Source organism: Pseudomonas sp. CCNWLW23 (genome assembly GCF_037095675.1).
GTDB classification, from domain to species: domain Bacteria; phylum Pseudomonadota; class Gammaproteobacteria; order Pseudomonadales; family Pseudomonadaceae; genus Aquipseudomonas; species Aquipseudomonas atacamensis.
In genome coordinates this window covers 315797-336535 of record NZ_JBAWKM010000002.1, presented here as the reverse complement: position 1 = coordinate 336535, position 20739 = coordinate 315797, and the positions used below count along the sequence as shown (strand labels likewise).

General features: G+C 55.5%; 23 protein-coding genes. 12 read left to right on the top strand and 11 right to left on the bottom strand.

Going from position 1 to position 20739, the window contains the following annotated elements; genetic code table 11:
- Positions 1-30 precede the first annotated feature (30 nt).
- Positions 31-1014, bottom strand: a complete 984-nt coding sequence (locus tag V8J63_RS04650) for an AraC family transcriptional regulator (RefSeq protein ID WP_336463721.1) — start codon at positions 1012-1014, stop codon at positions 31-33.
- A gap of 371 nt (positions 1015-1385) precedes the next feature.
- On the opposite strand from V8J63_RS04650, the gene V8J63_RS04645 reads away from it, so the two are divergent.
- On the top strand, positions 1386-1784 hold the full coding sequence (locus tag V8J63_RS04645) for a hypothetical protein (protein WP_336463664.1): 399 nt from the start codon (positions 1386-1388) through the stop codon (positions 1782-1784).
- A 35-nt stretch (positions 1785-1819) separates the two neighbouring features.
- Here V8J63_RS04645 and V8J63_RS04640 read toward each other — a convergent pair whose 3' ends face one another.
- A complete protein-coding gene (locus V8J63_RS04640; protein WP_336463663.1) occupies positions 1820-2848 on the bottom strand; it encodes an AraC family transcriptional regulator in 1029 nt (342 codons plus the stop codon).
- A gap of 30 nt (positions 2849-2878) precedes the next feature.
- On the opposite strand from V8J63_RS04640, the gene V8J63_RS04635 reads away from it, so the two are divergent.
- The 3 genes from V8J63_RS04635 (at position 2879) to V8J63_RS04625 (ending at position 4878) form a co-directional block, all read left to right on the top strand.
- A complete protein-coding gene (locus V8J63_RS04635) occupies positions 2879-3676 on the top strand; it encodes a glutathione S-transferase family protein (RefSeq protein WP_336463662.1) in 798 nt (265 codons plus the stop codon).
- 46 nt (positions 3677-3722) lie between these two features.
- On the top strand, positions 3723-4466 hold the full coding sequence (locus V8J63_RS04630; RefSeq protein WP_336463661.1) for a methyltransferase domain-containing protein: 744 nt from the start codon (positions 3723-3725) through the stop codon (positions 4464-4466).
- 112 nt (positions 4467-4578) lie between these two features.
- Positions 4579-4878 (top strand): hypothetical protein, encoded by a 300-nt coding sequence (locus tag V8J63_RS04625; RefSeq protein ID WP_236169219.1) that lies wholly within the window; start codon positions 4579-4581, stop codon positions 4876-4878.
- A gap of 43 nt (positions 4879-4921) precedes the next feature.
- Here V8J63_RS04625 and V8J63_RS04620 read toward each other — a convergent pair whose 3' ends face one another.
- The 4 genes from V8J63_RS04620 to V8J63_RS04605 all read right to left on the bottom strand — a co-directional run bounded on the left by V8J63_RS04620 (position 4922) and on the right by V8J63_RS04605 (position 8955).
- The gene (locus tag V8J63_RS04620) at positions 4922-5824 is read right to left on the bottom strand and encodes a bestrophin family protein (RefSeq protein WP_130888024.1); all 903 of its coding nucleotides are present in this window, start codon (positions 5822-5824) and stop codon (positions 4922-4924) included.
- A gap of 88 nt (positions 5825-5912) precedes the next feature.
- Positions 5913-6455 (bottom strand): AAA family ATPase, encoded by a 543-nt coding sequence (locus V8J63_RS04615; protein ID WP_336463660.1) that lies wholly within the window; start codon positions 6453-6455, stop codon positions 5913-5915.
- Between the two features lie 84 nt (positions 6456-6539).
- Positions 6540-7850 carry an NTP/NDP exchange transporter gene (locus V8J63_RS04610; RefSeq protein WP_336463659.1) on the bottom strand — a complete coding sequence of 437 codons (1311 nt, stop codon included), beginning with the start codon at positions 7848-7850 and terminating at the stop codon, positions 6540-6542.
- Between the two features lie 58 nt (positions 7851-7908).
- Positions 7909-8955 (bottom strand): SDR family oxidoreductase, encoded by a 1047-nt coding sequence (locus tag V8J63_RS04605; RefSeq protein ID WP_125926138.1) that lies wholly within the window; start codon positions 8953-8955, stop codon positions 7909-7911.
- Between the two features lie 145 nt (positions 8956-9100).
- Between V8J63_RS04605 and V8J63_RS04600 the strand changes: the two genes are divergently transcribed.
- The 4 genes from V8J63_RS04600 to V8J63_RS04585 all read left to right on the top strand — a co-directional run bounded on the left by V8J63_RS04600 (position 9101) and on the right by V8J63_RS04585 (position 14430).
- Positions 9101-10018: a LysR family transcriptional regulator gene (locus V8J63_RS04600; protein WP_336463658.1), complete on the top strand. Its 918-nt coding sequence runs from the start codon at positions 9101-9103 to the stop codon at positions 10016-10018.
- Positions 10019-10258: 240 nt separating this feature from the next.
- Positions 10259-11947, top strand: coding sequence for an RNA-binding domain-containing protein (locus V8J63_RS04595; protein WP_336463657.1), 1689 nt, complete (start codon positions 10259-10261; stop codon positions 11945-11947).
- Between the two features lie 359 nt (positions 11948-12306).
- Positions 12307-13404: a hypothetical protein gene (locus V8J63_RS04590; RefSeq protein ID WP_281894807.1), complete on the top strand. Its 1098-nt coding sequence runs from the start codon at positions 12307-12309 to the stop codon at positions 13402-13404.
- A 78-nt stretch (positions 13405-13482) separates the two neighbouring features.
- Positions 13483-14430, top strand: a complete 948-nt coding sequence (locus V8J63_RS04585; RefSeq protein ID WP_336463656.1) for a hypothetical protein — start codon at positions 13483-13485, stop codon at positions 14428-14430.
- A 157-nt stretch (positions 14431-14587) separates the two neighbouring features.
- On the opposite strand, the gene V8J63_RS04580 is transcribed toward V8J63_RS04585, so the two are convergent.
- Complete coding sequence (locus tag V8J63_RS04580) at positions 14588-15100, bottom strand: nuclear transport factor 2 family protein (protein ID WP_336463655.1); 513 nt, start codon at positions 15098-15100, stop codon at positions 14588-14590.
- 191 nt (positions 15101-15291) lie between these two features.
- Here V8J63_RS04580 and V8J63_RS04575 point away from each other — a divergent pair, with 191 nt between their 5' ends.
- Positions 15292-16266 (top strand): AraC family transcriptional regulator, encoded by a 975-nt coding sequence (locus tag V8J63_RS04575; protein WP_241663641.1) that lies wholly within the window; start codon positions 15292-15294, stop codon positions 16264-16266.
- 70 nt (positions 16267-16336) lie between these two features.
- On the opposite strand, the gene V8J63_RS04570 is transcribed toward V8J63_RS04575, so the two are convergent.
- From V8J63_RS04570 to V8J63_RS04560, 3 genes are read right to left on the bottom strand one after another with little or no spacing between them, the layout of a single operon-like run.
- Entirely contained in the window at positions 16337-17002 is a 666-nt protein-coding gene (locus V8J63_RS04570) for a transmembrane anchor protein (RefSeq protein ID WP_130927582.1), read from the bottom strand.
- 12 nt (positions 17003-17014) lie between these two features.
- Positions 17015-17752, bottom strand: coding sequence for a HupE/UreJ family protein (locus V8J63_RS04565; RefSeq protein ID WP_336463654.1), 738 nt, complete (start codon positions 17750-17752; stop codon positions 17015-17017).
- Positions 17753-17799: 47 nt separating this feature from the next.
- Entirely contained in the window at positions 17800-18159 is a 360-nt protein-coding gene (locus tag V8J63_RS04560; protein WP_336463653.1) for a hypothetical protein, read from the bottom strand.
- A 106-nt stretch (positions 18160-18265) separates the two neighbouring features.
- Between V8J63_RS04560 and V8J63_RS04555 the strand changes: the two genes are divergently transcribed.
- From V8J63_RS04555 to V8J63_RS04545, 3 genes are read left to right on the top strand one after another with little or no spacing between them, the layout of a single operon-like run.
- Positions 18266-18565 carry a metal-sensing transcriptional repressor gene (locus tag V8J63_RS04555; RefSeq protein WP_016774379.1) on the top strand — a complete coding sequence of 100 codons (300 nt, stop codon included), beginning with the start codon at positions 18266-18268 and terminating at the stop codon, positions 18563-18565.
- A 7-nt stretch (positions 18566-18572) separates the two neighbouring features.
- Positions 18573-19709, top strand: a complete 1137-nt coding sequence (locus V8J63_RS04550; protein WP_336463652.1) for a nickel/cobalt efflux protein RcnA — start codon at positions 18573-18575, stop codon at positions 19707-19709.
- Positions 19688-19789: a YHYH domain-containing protein gene (locus V8J63_RS04545; protein WP_110599553.1), complete on the top strand. Its 102-nt coding sequence runs from the start codon at positions 19688-19690 to the stop codon at positions 19787-19789. Before V8J63_RS04550 ends, V8J63_RS04545 begins: the two co-directional genes overlap by 22 nt.
- A gap of 84 nt (positions 19790-19873) precedes the next feature.
- On the opposite strand, the gene V8J63_RS04540 is transcribed toward V8J63_RS04545, so the two are convergent.
- Positions 19874-20236, bottom strand: a complete 363-nt coding sequence (locus tag V8J63_RS04540; protein WP_130888012.1) for a DUF6124 family protein — start codon at positions 20234-20236, stop codon at positions 19874-19876.
- Positions 20237-20739 lie beyond the last annotated feature (503 nt).

The following is a 20739-nucleotide window of genomic DNA, read 5'->3' as shown; positions in this document are numbered from 1 at the left end:
ATCAAATACAGGTTTCACCGGACCGAATGGTCAACGCCTGGCCTTCAACTCCGCTGGGCTTACGCCGTAAGCACTCTGAAAATACTGACAAAAGCGCCCGACATTACTGAAGCCAAAGCTCAACGCCACCTCCGTCACAGAGCCTGCATGCCCTCGCGCCAACGCATCATAGGCGCGCTGCAAACGCACCTGCCGCTGATACGCCACGATCGACATCCCGACAAAACGTCGAAAGCCTTCCTGCAAGGCGCGCTGGCTGACATGGCTCAACCGCGCCAGATCCACGCCACTGACCAACTGCTGCGGATGCGCCTGAATAAATTCCATCGCCACCTTCACATGACGCGGCGCCACACACGGCGCCGGCCCCCGTAATGCCTCGGTGAAGTTGTGCGGCCACGCCTCCAGCACCGCATCGATCAACATCTCGCGTAAGCGCGACGGCATCAGCGTGCCGCTGTTGATCAAGGCATCGAACTCAGTGCCCGTGGCCAGATCGATCAACGCCTTGAGGCCCTGAAATGCCGGGGTATTCAGATCCACGCTTGGCTCAAACACGATCTTCTGCACGACCGGTTTCTCCAGCAGCGCCGACAACCGCTCGGTGAGCTGCTGACGATTGATCGAAATCCCGTGGTGCGCGTGATCGTCCACAAAGCGCATCGAACGGATATCCGCCTTGTCGATTGCCAGACCGATGTGCGCCATGCCAATGGATTCAGCGACGTGGTTGAAAACGATCTTGCCGGCGGTGGGGATGACGAAAGTGATTTCGTTCTGCGGATCGGGGAGGGCGACGCTGAAGTCGCCGTGGTAATGCATACGCCGAAAACTCACCCCGTCGTGCCGCCCGTAGACACCGCCGATGATGATGTTGGAAGGTGGCGGCGGAGTATCGGCGTAGCGGTTGCCGAAGAGCCTGGAGAACAGGGCGCCGAAGTCGGAAGAGGTGAGGTTGTCGGAGCGCAGGATGATCTTTTGGCGGGGTGGGGAGGTGGCGGTGATGGGCGGCATTTTGGAATGCGGGCTCTTGGGGCGACGGGGGGATGGGAAGATTAGTGAATTGGCGTGACTGTCTGGTGACAAGGCTTTGAAGCATCGTTTGCTTTCGACTTCAGCGGTCATTTCTGATGGCTCGCTATGGGCGGAAATCGCCAATTGGGCGCCAGCATTACATCGTTAAGTTGAATGGTGTGAGTTCGCAAAATTAAATCGCGGCGACGCTACCAAACTAAATCTAATTGTGTCCGATTGCTTTACAGTTTGGGGATGTATAGGTGGGAGTGCTATTGGCTTTATAGTAATCGAATATATTGTCGATCCGTTTCGTGCCTAATATAAGTCCGGTATTTCTATGCGCTTCAATAAGCGAAAGGGTGATAGTTATGAAAAAGCTCCTTTTTTGTGCGGTTGCCGTTCTATTTTTGATTGGCTGCACTTCGTCCGGTAATCAAGCTGCGCTCGACGCCCATGCGGCCGCACCGGCGACCGCAAAGCAGCTAACGGGCAGCGAAATAAAAACTACGGTCATAGGCCGAAAACATTCCAGCGTAACGTCCACTGGCTATCCTTTTTCTCAAGTATTAAGCGCTGACGGAACTGCACAAATTCAGATTTCCAGCGAGTCCATGCAGTCAGGAAGTTGGGTGATTACGGGGGATGTGATCTGCGTTGCCTATCAAAAATACGGTAAGGAATGCAGCAGGGTTTTAACAGATGGGGTCGCGATTTGGTTTGTTGACAGTACGACGAATAAAACCAACAACAAATTTATCGCCAACTAGAGCGGACATCATTTTGAGAGCGGGTAGCGGCTGCTTCAGGCCTGGTTCTTATCAGGATTGAACGAACGACGCCACTGACTGGGCGTAACCTTTTCCACCTGCCGAAAGGCCCGATAGTAAGAGTTGACGTCGTCATAACCCAGAAGATACGCCACCTCTTTGAGCTCCAGGCTCTTATCAGCCAGCAGCTGCAACCCCACTTGACGCCTCGCCTCGTTGAGCAGTGCGTTGAAGGTCGTGCCCTCGGACGCCAGACGGCGCTGCAAGGTTCGCTCGCTCTGCAACAGTTCTCTGGCGAGGTGTTGCAAACTTGGCCGTCCGTTTGCCAGCGTGCGCTTGAATATTTCAATGACCTGCTCACAGAAGCCAACCGGCGCCTCGATTGCGCGTAATGCGGCATCGAGGCCGGGGCTCATCATGTGCAGCACCTGCGCATTGTGGTGCAGAAACGGCCGCTCAAGATCAGAGGCGCTCACGATCATCTCGTCATGGCTGGCGCCGTAGTTGATGGGACAGGCGAAATAATCCGAGTGAGTTTCCAGCGGTGGCTTTGGCCGCCGCAAGCTCAATGACATAGGCGTGATGTGTTTTCCGGTGCCTCGTCGACCGAGCTCCAGTACCAAGGCAAAACACGCCTCCACTGAAAGATAGGGCGCAGGCCCCGTGCCGGATGGCCACTGAATCGTGAATGACACAGTGTTCTGGTGCTCGACCATGGATAATTTGTCGGGACTGCACAGGCGCTGCAAGCGCGCCAACCGCGCAAGTCCGTCGCGATAATCAGCAGCATATAACGCCGTGATGAACGCCATTTTGTGCTTCGCACTGGGCGTGTCGCGAACCATTTTTATCGCCAAAGCGGGATCTGCCGAAAGCGCCTCAATGGCGTTCCAGACAGCGAACAACTGCTGTGTGCTGACAAAGGTCGATTCGTTCAGATAAAGGTCATGGGGCAGTTGAGCATGTTGCTCAATCAACGAGGGATCCAGTCCCAGCTGCGCTATTGATTCCCAGAATACCCTGGGTAATTTACACCGCTCGGCGCTGGTGTGAAGGTGCGGCATTTCCAGACTCCGAACTGCAGGATAGCGGTGATGCGTGATGCAATACGCCGCCAATGGCGCGTTCTGCAAGTATTCTGGCGGAAGGCGCCCACAGGCTCATACCGCTTCGCTTTTACCATTGTCGTCAACACACCGAGCCAAAAGGAGCTCACGATGACAATGACTTTCTATACCAACCCCAATTCTCGCGGCCGTATGGTGCGCTGGATGCTCGAAGAAATCGGCTGCGCGTATGAGACGGTGGTGATGGATTACCAGTCGACCAGTCAGTCTGACCGCTGGGGTGGTGCTGCGCTGGCGGCGCCGACGATGAACGACGCTGATGGTTCGCGCGCCAGTTTTTTTCGCGACGTTAACCCGATGGGGAAGATCCCGGCCCTGGTGCATAACGGGCAAACCATAACAGAAACCGCCGCCATCTGTGCCTATCTGGCTCAGGCATTTCCCGAAGCCGGGCTGGCGCCAGTGGCAGCGGAGCGCGCCGCTTATTACCGGTGGATGTTTTTCGCTGCGGGACCGCTGGAGCAGGCGGTCACCAACTACCGCGCCAGTTTCAACCCGACGCCGGATCAGGAGTTTTTCTTTGGCTACGGAAGCTATGAGCGCACGGTCGATCAGCTTGAGCGCGCGGTATTGGCGCATCCGTTTATCGCCGGGGAACGCTTCACCGCTGCAGACGTTTATGTTGGCTCCCACATTGGCTGGGGGTTAGGCTTGCAAACCTTGCCGCCCAGGCCTGCGTTTCTCGCCTATGCCCAGAAGTTGACCAGCCGCGACGCCTACAAACGTGCGGTGGCCAAGGATGAAGCGCTGTTGGGGGCCAGATGACTTATGCGCCTGCCATGATTTTTCAGAAAACTCAGGGAATTTGATAATGCCGCTCAACCGACTCGATTTCACCACACGCTTGCTGATCGATGCGGGCGTTAGTGAAGGGATGCGAATCCTGGACGTAGGTTGCGGTTCGGGTGATGTTTCGTTTTTGCTGTGTGATCTCGTGGGAAGAGGCGGGGAGATCATCGGCGTTGATCACGATGCCGCTGCCATTGCCGTTGCACGCCAGCGCACCGCAGGACATGCGCTGACCTTTCTTGAGGGAGACCTCTTGGAATTGCCAGACTCTATCGGCAGTTTTGACGCCATCGTCGGCGGGCGTGTCCTCATGTATCAACCGGATGCGGTGGCGACGATCCGAGCGCTGTCGAGATGTCTACGTCCCGGCGGGATCATGGTCTTCCAGGAACACGATACGACGATGGCGCCTGCCAGCGTCGAGCCTTTCCCTTTGCATGCAAGAGCGCAACGTTGGTTACAGCAAATGCTTGCTCGCGAAGGAGCGGATTTGCACATCGGGTTCAACCTGCACGGCATTTTCACTCAGGCAGGCTTGACCGTTGAAAGCGTGCGAGCCGAGTGCCTGGTACAAACGCCTGATACGCCGTACAGCCTTGGCGCCATCGTTCGAGCATGCTTGCCGCGAATCATTGCGTTAGGGGTGGCCAGTGCAGAGGAGGTCGACATTGAAACGTTGCAGACGCGTCTGGATCAGGAGCGATCAGCTTCTTCGGGTATCTACGTCGGTGATGTGATGTTTGGGAGTTGGGCTCGGAAAAATTGACGTTTTGGGAGGAGGATATACCGCGGATGCGGTGGGAACGTGCGACGCTTGGAACGACCCACTGTGCCCGCTAGTCGTACCTGTCTACGAACATTTTTACAGGTACGGCGCAATGGATAAGACAATCACCGTGGATCAACTGGCAACCACTGATCTTGGATCAATCAACGAGATATGGCTCGGCGGGACCCATACCCAGTTATGCCTATGGCGTGCTGAACAAGTCTTCACCCACGAAATGCTCAGCGAGGGGACCCATGACCAAAATGTCCGACGCCTGTGTTTGCAGTTGGTTGACCCTGACGATCGAGACGCAGTGGCCCGAGTTGAGGCGGTAGCGCGCGAACGACTCGAAGAAATGGGCAAGCAGGGCGAGTTTTACCCGGCCGAGGAGGCGGACACTCGTCAATAGCTGCTGCGCATCTGATGAAAAGCGCAGCTGCTAAAGCAGCGTCTCAAGCGGGCTCCTCAACCCTGCGCACATCCCCCAACGAATCACGCTGCATCGACTGCAAATTCTTTTCGATGGTTTCGCACAGCGCCTCCATTTGAATCTGGTGTTCGCTGTGGCGAAACGGGCTTTGCAGATCGGTGCCGATGCGTTCGATGGCCAGCAGCATGAACCCGACCACGGTCGACGCCAGCGGCGTGAACCAACCGAGGGATTCGACAAGTCCTATCGGCACGATCAGGCAGAACAGCGATATGAACAGCCGTGGGAAATACACATAAGGGTAGGGCAGCGGGGTATTGGCGATCCGCTCCATGCCGCCTTGGCTGTTGGACAGATCCACCAGCGTCGACTCAAGCCGCGCCAGGCGAATACTGTCCAGGTGCCCGGCCTTGTATTCGCGAGCGAGCAAAGTCGCCGAGCCGGTGAGAATATCGTTGGCAAAGTTATTGGTTGTGCCACTGCGGGCGAATTCTTCGGCGGGAATAAACGCCCGCACCTCGTCGGGACATGGCTGGCCCTGTAGGTGCGCGGCGAGGCAATTCACGTAGGCCACGTGGCGGCGCAACAGCGTCGATTTGACCGGATTAACCTCGCCACCTGCGTCGTCCAGCAGCGTCAGCACTTGCCGGGCGAAGCTGCGGGAATTGTTGATCATCGACCCCCACAGCGTCCGCGCTTCCCACCAGCGGTTGTAAGCGCTGCTGTTGCGAAAACTGATCAACACGATCAACGCTGAACCGAGCAAGGTCAGCGGCATCAACGGCAGGTTGAGTTTTGTGTTGAGAAACAGCATGAAGTCGACGGTGACGGCGATGTCCCAGAGCAGCAACCAGAACAAAGACCAGCCCACGTAACCCAGGGTCTTGATGATCAAACGGTATTTTTTGACGATGGCAGCTTTCAAACGGAAACCTCGCGACGAGCTGTTTGCTTAAACGCTTAAGCTCGGACGATGCCTGGCACCGGCAGTTCCCTGGTGGAGCGGTCAGCCGTCAGTCAGTCTGCAAAGTCTGGCCCTGTGCATGGCGAATGTTTTCGAGAAAAATCCTCGTCTCTCGATTCGACCGCAGATGAACTACCCGGCAAGCCGATGGCGCCATTGACACGAATTGGCGCATTTTGGCTCGCGAGGTTTTTCTCGTCCGCCACATGAACTTTAGAAATTCAGGCAGGTTCGCCAGCTGTTCGGGGCAGTTTTCCGGCAAGTCGGGCCGAGACTGACCGTGGTTGAGCAGCGTTCTACGGAAGACGCGCGAGAATCGAAGCGGTGGCGAACGATCGATCCAGATCAGCAGATCTGCACGGGCGACGCGATTTTCCCAAGTGGTTGAATGGCCACCTTCGAATATCCAGCGATCACGCGCCTCGACCTCCAGGCAGAGTCGGGTCTTCTCATCCGGGCTTCGCTCGATCCAGCCTGGCTGCCAATGGATCGTGTCGATATGCACGACCGGCAACCCCGTGCGCTCACCAAGCCTGCGCGCCAACGTGCTTTTGCCAGACCCAGGCTGACCAACAATCATCACCCGTTGCATCGAAGCTCCTTCTCGCTCTGCAAGCTGATTTTTTGGGCGGGCGATTCTACGGCAATGCCTGTCTCAGTCAATGACCGTTGAACGCTACGCTGGGTTTTGCCGCGCTCCCGCCACACTGGCTCGGCGGTCCGCCCGTTCGCCGAGTCGCCACCCCAGCAGACCCCACAGCAGTGCACACAACGCGCCAACCAGCGCTGCCATGCCTGCACCTTGGCCGAGGGCGTCCAGCGCGCTTTTTGCCCAGGCACTGATGGCGTCGCCGGCGCGGTAGACCACGGTGTCGATGAAGTTCTTCGCCTTGTACTTGCTTTCGGCATCGAGCGGGGCAAACAGCATCTCTCGGCCTGGGCGCACGAAGGCGTACTCACCGATGCGGCGCACGATCATCAGCGCGGCGATCAGGCCAAAGCCGGGGGCGAAGATCAGCCCGATAAATCCCGCGCACATGACCAGCGGCACCATGGCCAACAGCACGCCGACGCCGAGCCTTTGCGCGAGGCGTCCAGTGATGAACAGCTGACAGAGCAGGGCGCCCGCCTGCACGACAAAGTCGATGATGCCGAACACGCGCACCTGCGCCTCGCGGTCCGGGAAGTGTTCGGCGACGACGCGTGCCTGCTCGAAGTAAAGGAAGGTGGAGACTGTCGCCAGCAGCACCACAAAACCGCAGATGCCGAGCAGATAGGGTGATTTCAGAACGGCCGTCATACCGCTGAACGGATTGCCCGGCAACGGCCTGCGAGGGCTTTCGCTCGGCGCGGCATCGGGGCGTCCTGCGCCACCCCGTTCACGCCAGCGCATCAACTGGCGCTTGAACCACATCGCAGCGGCCAGCAGAACAGCGGCCAGCAGCATCAGGCCGGACTCACCCAGCGGACCGATCAGCAAGGCGCTCAGCGCAGGGCCACTCAGGCCGCCGACGCTGGCGCCCGCCGCGATGAACGCGAACAGACGTTTGGCCTGGGCACTGTCGAATACATCGGCCATAAGGCTCCAGGCGACCGATACGACAAACAGGTTGTAGACCGATATCCACACATAAAACACGCGCGCCAGCCACGGGCTTTCCTCGCCCAGGAACAAGGCGGCGAACAACAGCAGGTTGGTGCAGAAGAATCCGTACACCCAGTCCACGAAATGCAGGCGCGGCACGCGTGCGCTGAGCCAGGCGAACAGCGGCACGGCCGCCAGCATGACCAGGAAGGTCGCGGTGAACAGCCAATGCAAGTTCTCGACGCCGGCAGTGATGCCCATCGATTCGCGGATCGGACGGAGCATGAAATAGCCGGCGAACAGGCAAACGAACAGCAGAAAACCGTTGAGCGCAGGGCGCAGCTCGTGAGCCTCGGCATTGATGATGGCGCCGGCGCGGTGGGCGAGAAGAGACGTATCCATGTTGCGCTCCTGTGGGAGTGGTGGGGCAATGGCACGGGGCCTACCCCGTGCCGGGCGGTCAGCGGTAGGTGACGCCGGTCAGCCGCTCGGAGAGTTGCCACAGTGTGGCCGAATTCGAGCGATCGGCAGCGGCCGGCGGCATCTTGGCGAAGCCCAGCGGCCCGCGCTTCTCGTTATCACCGGTAGGGCCGTAGTAGGCGCCGCCAACCGCCTCCAGCGCCGTCGCTGCATACAGCGTCGGCAGCGCGCCCTGCGCTGCGGAATGATACAGGTCCCGCTCTACAGCCCATTGTTTGCCGAATTCACTGTCCAGGCCAGGCCCCCGGGCGATCAGATCCGTCACGGCAACGCCGGGGTGCGCGGCGATGCTGCGTATCCCCCAACCGGCGGCATCGCTGCGCTGCTGCAGCTCAATACTCCACTTTAGAACCGCCAGTTTCGATTGGCTGTAGCTGGCAAAAGGGTCGTAACTGCGCTCAGCCTGCAGGTCATCGAAGTTCAGGCTTGCGCGCCCGGCGGCGATGCTCGACAGGCTGACCACCCGACCATCGTCGCTTTTGCGTAGCAGGGGCATCAGCAGGCCGGTCAAGGCGAAATGCCCCAAGTAATTAGTCGCCAGTTGCATCTCGTAGCCATCGGCGGAAACGCCTCGAACAGGCGGCGACATGATCGCGGCATTGTTGATCAGCACGTCGAGCCTCGGCAGGCGCCCTTGCAGACGGTTGGCGAGGTCGCGCACCGATTGCAGATTGGCAAGGTCCAGCGTTTCGAATTGCACCCGCGCCTCGGGCACGGCTTGCTTGATCTTCGTGATCGCTTCGCGGCCGCGCTCGGCGTTGCGTGCGGCGATGATCACCTCGGCACCGGCTCGGGTCAGGGCCAGCGCGTCTTCATAGCCCATGCCGCTGGTTCCTCCGGTCACCAGCACGATGCGGCCTTTCTGGCTGGGCATGTCGTGGGTGGACCAGTCCGGCTTCGGCTCCGTTCGGGAAGTCGCCTGCGCAGCCAGTGTGCCGGCCATCGCGGAAATGGCGAACAGCATTCGGGTGGCCTTGAGAAGGCGTTGGGTCGCGGTATTGCTCGGCGTAGCGGGTGAATGGCTCATCGGGGGATTCTCATTCGCGTGACAGGTTCCCGCTTGGCGGGGCGAGTGAGCAGTATCGGTGTACGAGTGCCCGAGGATAAGTCGGGCATTGGTGGATGACCCGTACGGTATGGCGTACAGTCAGGCGCCTGCGGAGGAAGCATTCATGCGTAAACCAAACCTTACCGATGTGTCGATATTTGCTGCGGTGGTCGAGGCGGGGGGATTTCGTGCTGCCGCGCAAAAGCGCGGGCTGTCCGCCTCGTCGTTGAGCGACTGCATGCGCCGGCTGGAAAGCGACCTGGGTGTGCGCCTGCTCAATCGAACCACGCGCAGCGTCACGCCGACGGCGGCCGGCGAACGATTGCTCGAGCGCCTGCGCCCGGCCTTGCAAGAAATCGACGCCGCTTTCAACGATCTCGACGACGACGCTCAGCGCCCGGTCGGCACGCTCAAACTCAATGTGCCAGTGCCGGTGGCACGCTTTCTGTTGCCCGACCTGCTGGCGCGTTTTCTGCGCCTTTATCCAGGGATCAGTGTCGAAGTCGTCATGGACAACACCTTTGTCGACGTCAACGCTGGCGGATATGACGCCGGCGTGCGCTATGAAGAGAGCCTGGCCAAGGACATGATCGCCGTGCCCATCGGCCCGCGTCGCCAACGCTTCGTTGCAGCCGCCGCCCCGGGCTATCTGGCTGAACGCGGTACGCCCATTCACCCCGAAGAACTGCCGGGCCATGACCTGCTCGGCCATCGCTTCGAGAGTGGCAAAGTCGGCGTATTCGAGTTCCATCGAGACGGCCGTATCGTGCGTATCCCGCCTCAGGGGCAACTGCTGACGTCGTCCCACGATTTGACAATTCGTTCGGCCATCAACGGGCTGGGCATCATCTATACCTTCGAGGATTTTCTGCGCGAGCCGCTCTCCGATGGTCGACTGGTGCCGATTCTCGAGGACTGGTGGCAGACCTTCGACGGTCCGTTTCTGTATTACCACGGCCGCCGCCACATGCCTTCGCCGCTGAGGGCGTTTGTGGATTTTTTGCGGGGGGAAGGGGAGATTGCGGAAAGCTCAGGTGTTTGAAGCGCGGTTTCGTGAGGCGAATACATGGCCTGGCAGCAGAGCGCCCATGGCGACTGGCAGCAATCGGCCAGTAGCGGACGATCGCAAGCGACCGCTACCGGCCAAGAGCCTTTGTGACTGCCAGCAGAAAACAGCGCACCGAAGCGATCGCTTTTTTCACATATGCGATCAAACATCGCTATGGCAATTCGCCGTGATGTAATATTTTGCTTTATCCCGCGCTAAAAGGAACTCGCTACCATGTTCATGAAGAGCGAAGACGAAATCAGAGGTTTAATCCAAGCTTGCAAGCATGTTAACAGTGAGCTCCTCGAGAGTGAGGAAGTGGAATTCAAGGAATTCTCGAACGCATCATCCCTTCACGGATCTAAAGAGCTGGCCGAAGAGGTTTCAGCTTTGGCCAATAAAAAAGGCGGCGTCATTCTTGTCGGGATTCGGGATGGAGGAAAAATCCACGATCAGCAATGGGCTAATCAGCTCGTTGGCTTTGAATTATCGGACACTATCGAAATTGAACAACGCATTAGAGGCAAGATTCGTCCTCACATTGACCTTAAAGCACAATATGTAGAATTCGAAGAAAAAAGATATCTCGCAATTCACGTACCCACCCGCAGAGATACGCTTGTTTCGACCTCAAGTGGCAAGACATGTATTCGCGACGGTCGCTCCAGCAGACCGATGGCGCCAGAGGAAATCCGCTTAGCTGTATCGGGCCTCGTCAATTATGACTGGACCGCAGAAGTAATGGATCAAATTCCAGATACTGCCCTCGACTCTCAAGCCGTCGACGCTGCGTACAACGATTATTGCGCTAGAAAAAGGTATGCCATAGACAAGCGCCCGACTACTTCAGCTTTTCTAGAGGCCATCGGAGCAACAACTAATGGTAGAGTGACAAAGTCCGGGCTTCTATTTCTTGGAAAACCAAAAGACATAACAAAGTGGCTTGGGTCTTACGAGTATAGATTTACATGGCGTAAAAGTAGCGGAGAAATTCTTCAGAACGCCGTCTGGGATGACAATCTTTGGAATACAATTCAATTCATAAAAGAGCGCTTTAATTCCTGCAATTCGGAGATCCCCCTTGAATACGCTGGCAAAACGCACTTATGTAAAAAATTAGACAGTACAGCATTCCACGAGTGCTTCATGAATGCTCTTGTACACCGTGACTATTCCATTGAGGGAATGGTAGTTGTTGACTACGATTTTGAAAGAATGATGGTCACCAATCCAGGCGTTTTTTATGGTGGAGTTACCGCGGAAAATATCACCTCACACCAGCCCCGCCATAGAAACAAAGCTCTTGCCAAATTGCTGATGAACTTCCAACTTGTAGATCGCGCGGGAATGGGAGTAAAGCGGATGACTTTCGGTTCACTTGCTTACGGCCGAGAGTTCCCTTCTTTTAAAGAGTCATTTGATACGATCGAAGTATCCCTTTCTGCCAAAGCGATTATTTCAGAGATTTTTGTGAAGGTGCAAAACTCTCCCGATAAGTTTAGCTTGGCCGATCTTGTAATATTCAATAGTCTATATCGTGTAGGATATATGGACGTTATAGAGCTTGCAAAAAGAATTTCCGCTCACGATGGTAACGCTTGGGAAACCATCAAGTTATCTGTTAAAAAGCATAGCGAGCTAGAGTTGTGCGGAACGAATAAAGGAATTTTTGTACGATTCAAGCCGATATGGGCGGCCTACTTTAAAGCACAGAATCCTCTCAAGATCAGCCAAACGTCAAGCAAACATGTGAAGCTGTTTGACTATCTACATGAATTTGGAGAGGCGTCAAATGAGAATATCACTCAAATTCTTGCGCACAAAAATACTACCCATACCAGTGCTTTTTTAAAGAAAGCTTCTTACACTATACGAAAAGGCAACGGTCCGAGCGCTAAGTGGTCGTTAATTGGATATATTTGACAGCTCTAATATTTTTAGTGTGTTTGTGCGCTTGCACAGATAAACGTGTGATTATATATAATAATTATTGCGACTGTGGTTAGGCCTAGAGACCATTGAAAATAGCAATCAAATGGCGCTGAGCTCTGCGGTTTATAGAATTTAATTCATCTCGACTGCGATCACCTGCTTCCCACAGTTTCGAACGGCTTCGGGTCGGGAGCGGATGGTACCTAGATAGTTGGCTGGTCTGAATTGATGAGGTAGTGTAAGTCTGATTTTGAGTAAAACCCTTGCAGGGACGAATGCGTGTCATTCCAGGGGCAGCAACCATTTGAACTACCGCTGTATGGTTCGCAACTTGGACGTGGGGAACAGAAATGGGACAGGCGAAATCACGAGGCAGCAAACAAGAACGAGTTGAACAAGCACTAAATCGCCAAAAGGATGCAGAGCGCGCAGCCGCAGAGCGTCGGCGAGCCGTGGGCCAGCAGATTGCTAGGTTCAACAAGCTGTATCAGACCAAGGTGTGTCTTGCACCACACCAAAATCATGAAGGTCCAATCGTATCTGCGCACACTCTGTCTCTCGAAGCATTTTTAAGACCTATATCAAGAGATGGTCGTGTTTATGCTATGCGCGGAAACATCAGTGGGGACCACCTAAAATTCCCACTGAATCTCGAGTTGCAGGGTTTGCGAGATGTTTCTGTTTTTAACGGCTTCTGCCGTGCACATGACCGAGATCTATTCGCATGCATTGAGACTCGACCATTCGAATTTACCTCTGAACAACTGTTTATGCTTGCATATCGGGCCGTAGCTCGGGAAAGCTATTACAAGCGAAAACAGTTTGAGTCCACCCCCTCACTTGAACAGTTCGCCGCGATGCATAGCATCCAAGAAGAAGTACAATTTTCAGAGCAATTTGAAAAATATCTTTCAGAGGTACTCGAAAGCGCGTCAGACATTGAAGCGCTGAAGAGCCGGCTGGATGAAATATTGATAGCCAAGGATTGGAAAAGGCTCGTGTCTCGGGCTTTGATCTTCCCTGAACCGCCAACGTTAGTAGCGTCTTTCGCTATCGAGCCAACCGTCGACTTGAACGGAAATCGGCTTCAAGACCTAGCAGATAGGGCGGTCGAAATATCCCATGTAATGGTTTCTATCATTCCCCTAAAGTCTGGTAGCGCAGCAATTTTTTCTTGGCTCGATACAGCGAATGACGCACCATTGAGACTTTTTGAGTCATTGGCGAACTCAGGATCACCTACATTAGCCGTCATACACGCAGCACTCGATCTAAGTGAAAACGTTGCACTTTCTCCTGAGTGGTACGAGTCGTTGAAGCCGGCCATCCATAAATACATCGAGTCCCGGATGTTGAATTTCGCCCAAGACGAAATTTATGCAATCCATGGAAGCCCGTTGACGCGCTCACCGAACCTTGGTGATTGGGGAAAACCAGCTTATTTATAAATTCAGCAAGTGTGGATTTATTAGTCCTTAACTATCAGAATTGTAGTTGCCAGCTCATAAAGCGTTGCGAGGGTCAAATTGAATTATTTATATATAGTTGGGCTTGTCGATTTGGAAATAACCGAAACCCTTGCGACGCCAATAAAAACAGCCGACAAAACATTTGTAACAAATAACCCCGGCTTAATAAAGTCACTAATCCCTAATTGGCAGCTCCCGACACTAGGGGGGCTTGAGTACAAGTTCCTAACTTGCGGCAGGCCTGTAATTTATAAGAAGGGACAGGTTCTTGTCGAGGAAGGGGCTCATATCGAGGTGATAAATACGCTTAGGGAAGCCCATGCGATTTTGACCTCTCTCTGGATGGCGAAAGACTGCAGCGTCAACTGTGATACAGGTTTTGCAATCGGATTAAATAATGATGGCATGCACTGCAACACCTTGAGTCTAAACTATTCCCTATCTAACGGAACAAATAAGGCGCTGAAAATAAATCAAGTTGAATTAGAGTCCGCGTGTAAATTATCCGTATCTACCTTCAAAGGTTTGAAAGAGCAAAACAACCCAAAACATACAGCATTGCAAAAAGCAACCGGGAGGGTCAATATTTCCACGTATCACTTACAGATGGCAAGATCCGCTAACGATTTAGCGATTAAAATTGCAACTTACTGTTCTTTCTTTGAGTCATTATTCAGTACAAGCAATACAGAGCTTTCACATCAGCTTTCAGAGAGAATAGCCTTTTTCCTATCTAGCGATCCTCATGAAAGATTAGAGATATACAAAAAAACAAAAAAAGCTTATGGGATTCGCTCCAAAGCCGTTCACGGAGACATCATATCAAGCAATGACTTGAAAGAACTTACTGAAACCTCTAAGCACTGCGACGAAATGGCTCGAAAAATATATACAAAAATAATCACCTCAAAGGAAATATGCGAATTATTCGAAGGCCCGAATGAGTTACTCGATAGCTACATGAGAGACCTAATATTTGGTGTCACAACACTGAAATACCCATAGTTTCGTCGACATCTTAGATGTGTCCGATACTGACCGCATGCGGTCGTATGGAAACGTCAGCTTATGGCCGAAAGCCGACATTCGGTGACATGTCCACCTGCGTAATATCTCGCAGTTTCCTACAGGCAGATCCTTCAGCCGATTCTGGCAGGCTTATCTATTCAAGATCTCCCGCTTCAAGCGGAATTCGCCTGATAACGTCGTCGTAAGGCACCAGGTCGAGAAAGGCTACGACCTCAACTACCTGCAGATTTCGTATGCGCATGATCCATACGTAGCTGTTGCGATAAGGCGCGCCGTCGGCTGCGGTGGCGGTGCCGTCCCAGTGCACGACGACGTCATCGCCTTCAGCCCAGATATCCGCCACCGTCGGGCGAACGGGCGAGGCGAGCCGTTTTGCGAATGGTTGGACTGCGCGTTTCAGGAAGTCATCTCGGCCCCGATAAGTGCCCGCCGAAGGGCTCGTCCCCTTGATTGTCCAGATCACATCGGGAGCCAGGACATCTGTGAAGAACGTCCGGCCGCCCTGAGCCCACTGGTTGAACGCTTGCGCAACGAATTGGCGGTTGCGCTCCGTAGCCGGTTCGCTGGCCACGGCGGGCGCCGGCTCTGCAATGAGTGTGGTGAGGACCAGTGCTAGCGCTGTAGAGAGGCGTTGAACAAACGTCATTTCCCGTGCTCCTTAATCTGTCCGATGAGCCCCGTCGAGTTGGATGGGCCGTTGTTGTTATCTGTAAGCCGCTAGTTGCGTTCCCTCACGCCGTTGCTCTATATGGGGCTTTGGCAAAGAATCGGCGCGGGTGTGGCCGGCAGTACCTCTGGGCTTCATCTGAAGTGTGACTTACGAGCGGAGGAGGGCTGTTGCAGGATCGTCCTGATTTCTTGCTTGATCATCCGATACCAGATGCCCAACCGCCGAATCCCCACGTGATGGAGTTGTGTTTGAATTCCCTTTCAAAGCTTGTCGATATCATTGGTCGTCACGTCCGGGATGACGGCATTCACAGCACCGCGATTCCGGGTGTCAGCCTGATTCGTTCGGCTTCGCCCACGATGCCTATGCCGGTGGTGTATGAGCCAACGCTCTGCCTTGTCGCTCAGGGACGAAAACAAGCGATGCTGGGTACTACCGCCTATGTTTACGATCCGGCCAAGTACCTGATTGCATCGGTAGACCTTCCGGTGATGGGCTCGGTCATCGAGGCGAGTGAGGCTGTTCCTTATCTGTGCCTGGCGCTGGATCTCGATACCGCTGTGTTGAGTGAACTTGCGCTGCGCCATCCGCTACGAGAAGAGAGCGTCAGTGCACCGCCGGCAGTCATTACGCTCAACGATACGACTCCAGAACTGCTGGATGCTGCGGTTCGGCTGGCCGGGCTGCTCGACAGGCCACGGGATATCGAAGCGCTCGCTCCGCTGGTGATTCGCGAAATGCTTTATCGCCTTCTAACCGAAAACGGCAACAGCCTCATCAGGCAGATGGCACAAGCAGACAGCCGCTTGAACCAGATTGCCAAGGCCATTGCCTGGCTGCGCAGCCACTACAACGAAGCGTGTCGAATAGATGACCTCGTCGAAATCGCCGGCATGAGCCGTTCTTCGTTTCATACGCATTTCAAGGCGATCACCTCGATGAGCCCGCTGGAATTTCGTAACCAGTTGCGGCTACAGGAAGCACGCCGGCTGATGGTCACTGAAGCGGTCGACGCCGCAGAGGCGGGATATGCAGTCGGGTACGAAAGTCCCTCGCAGTTCAGCCGAGACTACGCCCGTCTGTTCGGCATGCCACCGGCGAAAGACGCCTGGCGGCTGCGCACGGACATTTGTGGAATTTGAATCCAGCGCTTTTCGTCGCGCAGAAAAAAACGAGGCCGCATTTGCGGCCTCGTTTTCAATGTGTTCCGGACTACTTTTTGACGCTCAGGTAATCGCCGGTCGTATTCAGCGAGATGGTCACGTCCTTGTTGCTGCGATTACGCCAGAACCAGCCGTGAGTGCCGTCAAATAACGCGGTGAATTCGCCTTTATTGCTCTTGACCTGCTTGCCCTTGTTGTAGCTGTGGAAGTAACCCTTTTCGCCGTTGTAGGGCTCGCCGTGAGTGTCGTAGTTGACGAGCCCGCCAGTGGCCGTCCATTCGTAGCTGACAGTCTTGCCCTTCAGCATTTCCAGTTTGATTTCCGTACCTTCGCCAGGTTTGAGCGTTACGCTCATCTGATTGGACTTCAGGGCCGGGGAGGGTGCCGTCACTGGCTGAGCAACAGGCTTCTGAACGGTCTGGACTTGCGCAACTTGCTGCGCCGGAGTTGGAGCCGCAGTTGGAGCCGGAGCTGGAGCGGCTGCTTGAGGCGGCGCGGCATCGGCCAACGCTTCCTGAGCAAGGATGATTTTAAGTTCGCCCATCTGGGTCAGCCCCAGTGTTCGGCCTACACCTGTCGGATCGATCGCGTATTCAGAAGGCATGACAACAGTCACCAAAAGGCCGGTAGCAACCAGTATCGCGATGACAGTCGAGCGCAGCAGTTTGCGAGTGCTTGGCAATTCATTAACAGTTGGAAGCGGAGTATTGAACATCGTCGGAATTCCTTAGGCGGAGACAAACAGGCCGGTGATCTGGTAACCCATCAAGAGGAAACCGGCACTCATCATGGCGACGTTGGCGGTATACGCGTGGCGCCAGAAACTGCCGGTGCGCCGCCAATACCCCATCAAAATAAGAATCGCGCTGAGGGCCAGCAATTGGCCAATCTCGACACCAACGTTGAAGGCGATCAGGTTCGGAATCAGGCCGTCTGGTGAGATCTCGTATTCCTGAATCTTGGTCGCCAAACCAAAACCGTGGAGCAAGCCGAAGATCAGCGTGGCCACTTTGGTATTGGGTTGGTAACCGAACCAGCGTTGGTATGCGCCGAGGTTATCGAGGGCTTTGTACACCACCGAAAAGCCGATAATGGCATCGATGATGTAGGAGCTGATGCTGACCTCGGCCAGCACGCCAAGCAGCAGCGTGACCGAGTGGCCTACGGCGAACAGGGTGACGTAAAGGCCAACATCCTTCAGGCGGTAGAGGAAGAAGATCACCCCGAACAGAAACAGCAGGTGGTCGTAGCCGGTCATCATGTGCTTGGCGCCCATGTAGATGAAGGGCAGCAACATGACACCTGAGCTTTCCTGGATGAAACCTTTGTCGCCTTCCGCAACAGCGTGAGCCATCGCCTCGGGTGTCCCGAGTAAAAGTGCAGCGACAAGTAAAAACAACAGCAGTAGCGGGTGGTGCGAAGGCGCAGTAAGTACGCCTGTGCCGCTCATCGAGTGCGAATGCATGGGGCAATCCTACGTTGCAATGATCGTGGGCCGCATTGCGGCCGTGGTCAGGATGCGAACGAAGGGCGAGGTGGACGCTCGATCAAAAATATCGGCGGCAGAGGAACCGGGTGTCGAAGTGCATCGACCCGGATCGATGGCATCGGCGATGTCGCCAACATCAACGCGGCTGTGAGTTGCGGCGTTTCATGCTGATGATCAGGGGTCAATGGCGAGTGATAGTGTTCTGAAAAGCTTGAGTGGCTGGATGACGACTCTTCGCCGTGAGCATGATGGACGTCCTCAGCGATCTCCCAGGCTGGCTGCCCCGAGGTGACTGACAACGAATAGGTATGCCCGGCCCAGGCCATGAACATGGCGAGAGCAAGCGCGATTACTACCGTCGTTGTCAGTGTTTTGCTGAACATGGCGTTAAATGTTTCAACTCGTTGACCGGGCGCTCAAGCGATTTGCCTAATCCCCCCTGGGGGGATACGATGCCAGCGTAATTCATCGAGCCCTGAGACTCAACTCATGAGTGAGCACGAACACGACCACAGCCATCCCCACACCCACCAAAGTCATGAGGCGATCATCAAACGCCTCAAACGGGCGGACGGGCATTTGCGCGGCATCATCACCATGATCGAAGAAGGGCGTCAGTGCGTGGATATCGCCCAGCAGCTTCATGCGGTTGAGAAAGCGATTTGCCAGGCCAAACGCACGCTCATCCAGGATCACATCGACCACTGCCTCGAAGATACCGTTTCGGCGCTAGGCAATGGCGAGCGCGCACCGCTGGAAGCCTTCAAACAAATCACCAAGTACCTTTAGGTCTGACATGCCCGATTTCGCTGAACTGTTGCAGCAAGGCGGGGCTCACGCCTGGCTGTATTTCCCGAGCGCGATTCTGCTCGGTGCCTTGCATGGGCTTGAACCAGGTCATTCGAAAACCATGATGGCAGCCTTCATCGTGGCCATCCGTGGCTCGGTCAAACAGGCTGTTTTGTTGGGGTTGGCCGCAACGCTTTCGCACACCGCCGTGGTGTGGCTGGTCGCCATCGGCGGCATGTACCTGGGCAAAGGCCTGGACGCTGAAACCACTGAGCCGTACTTCCAGCTTGCTTCCTCTGCACTGATCATCGCGATTGCCCTGTGGATGCTGTGGCGTACCTGGCGCGGTGAGCAGATGTTCAAGTTCGAGCAAAGCGATGATCACCATCACGGCGAACACGACCATGGTCATCATGATGAAACGCACCGAATAGATACCGGCCATGGCCGTGTTGAACTGTCGATCTTCGAGGAAGGCATGCCACCGCACTGGCGCCTGAAGACCTTGAGCGGACACGCCTGGGCAGCCTCGGATGTTCGCCTGACCACGACGCGTCCGGACGGCAGCAGCCAATCGTTCGCGTTCGTCGAGCGTGAAGGTTTTCTGCAGTCGACGGTGGATATTCCGGAACCGCACGAGTTCAGCGCTCGCTTGAGCCTTGGACATGCCGGGCATTCGCATGATTACGACCTGACGTTCCAGGAGCATGATCACGGGCATGCGCATTCCGAACTCGAAGGCCTGGAGCTGTCGATTGATGGCTATCAGGATGCGCACGAACGTGCTCATGCCAACGACATCCGTAAGCGCTTCACCAACCGCGAAGTGACCACGGGTCAGATCGTCATGTTCGGACTGACTGGCGGCCTGATTCCCTGTCCGGCTGCCATCACTGTCCTGTTGCTGTGCCTGCAAGTCAAAGAGGTCGCGCTCGGCGGCATGCTCGTGCTGTGTTTCAGCATCGGCCTGGCGCTGACTCTGGTCACTGTCGGTGCCGCTGCGGCCATCGGTGCCAAACAGGCTTCCAATCGCTGGCCGTGGCTGGGAACCTTGGCGCGCCGCGCTCCTTACCTGTCCAGCGTGCTGATCATTGGCGTTGGCCTGTATGTCGGCTTTCATGGCTGGATCGGCCTGAGCGCATAAGACCCTTTGCGCACAGCGGTGGCACTGATGCAAAGGGTTGCCATCGCAACCATAAAACCAACGACTACCACTGCCACTGACGAGCAAAAAGCCCAGCGCAAGGCTGGGCTATCGAGGCGCGCGCGATGAGCGCGAGGCATTAGCGAACGCCTGCATCCGCAGGATTACTCGACCGGCACGACGTTATCCAACGCCTGATTAACCGCCAGCTCGCCGAGCATTACCACTTGCGCGATACCTTGCAGTGTCTTGCGAGCAGATCCTTCAACCATCCCGATCACATCACTCAACATCACCGAAGCCGAGCCCAGCGATTCGCTGGCGTTGACCAGCAATTCTTCAGTCGCGGTTTTCGGGTTGGCGAGGAACATGCTGCTGGTCTGGTAGGGCGTGGTTTTGAGGGTGTCGGTGGGTTTGAGGTAGTGGTCGAGGGCGCGGTCGGCGGCTTTGTGGAGTTTGTTTGAGTCGAGGGATTCGTATGGGGAGGTTGCGTCTGACTGTGGCGGGTTTGGCGTGACTTTGAACATGGTGAAGCTCCATATGTGACCAAGGGAGCCATCACTCTCGCTACCAAACGAAGGGTGGTGGCCATACGAAGGTTGGTAGACCGGCCCACATGGAAAAACCGGCGCGCTCGAAAACGCCCTGCGCATGGCCACCATAAAACCGATGCGAAAGCATCTGCATAGGATGACGTTATGCGCCATGTGGAAAGCGGGCTACCAAACCCGATCACTGTTTTTCAGTGACCGGCCAACGATAGAGCCCCGGCCCGAGGCGCACAAGCCGGCGGATTCTGGCGTAGTCGTAGGCAATGGCGCAAGGCGTTGTAGCTTGCTGGAATAGTCTGGATGTCGGTTTTAAACGAGGTGTTTAGGGAAATGGTTTTGGCTGAGGTTTTGTGTTGAACGGGCTGGAGTCTTCGCGAGCAGGCTCGCTCCCACAGGTGTCGAGTGGGCAATGTTTATAGCGCCGTGCCAATCGGGCCGTCATAGATTTGGAACTTTGCTTTGCTCACCATTTTCCATTG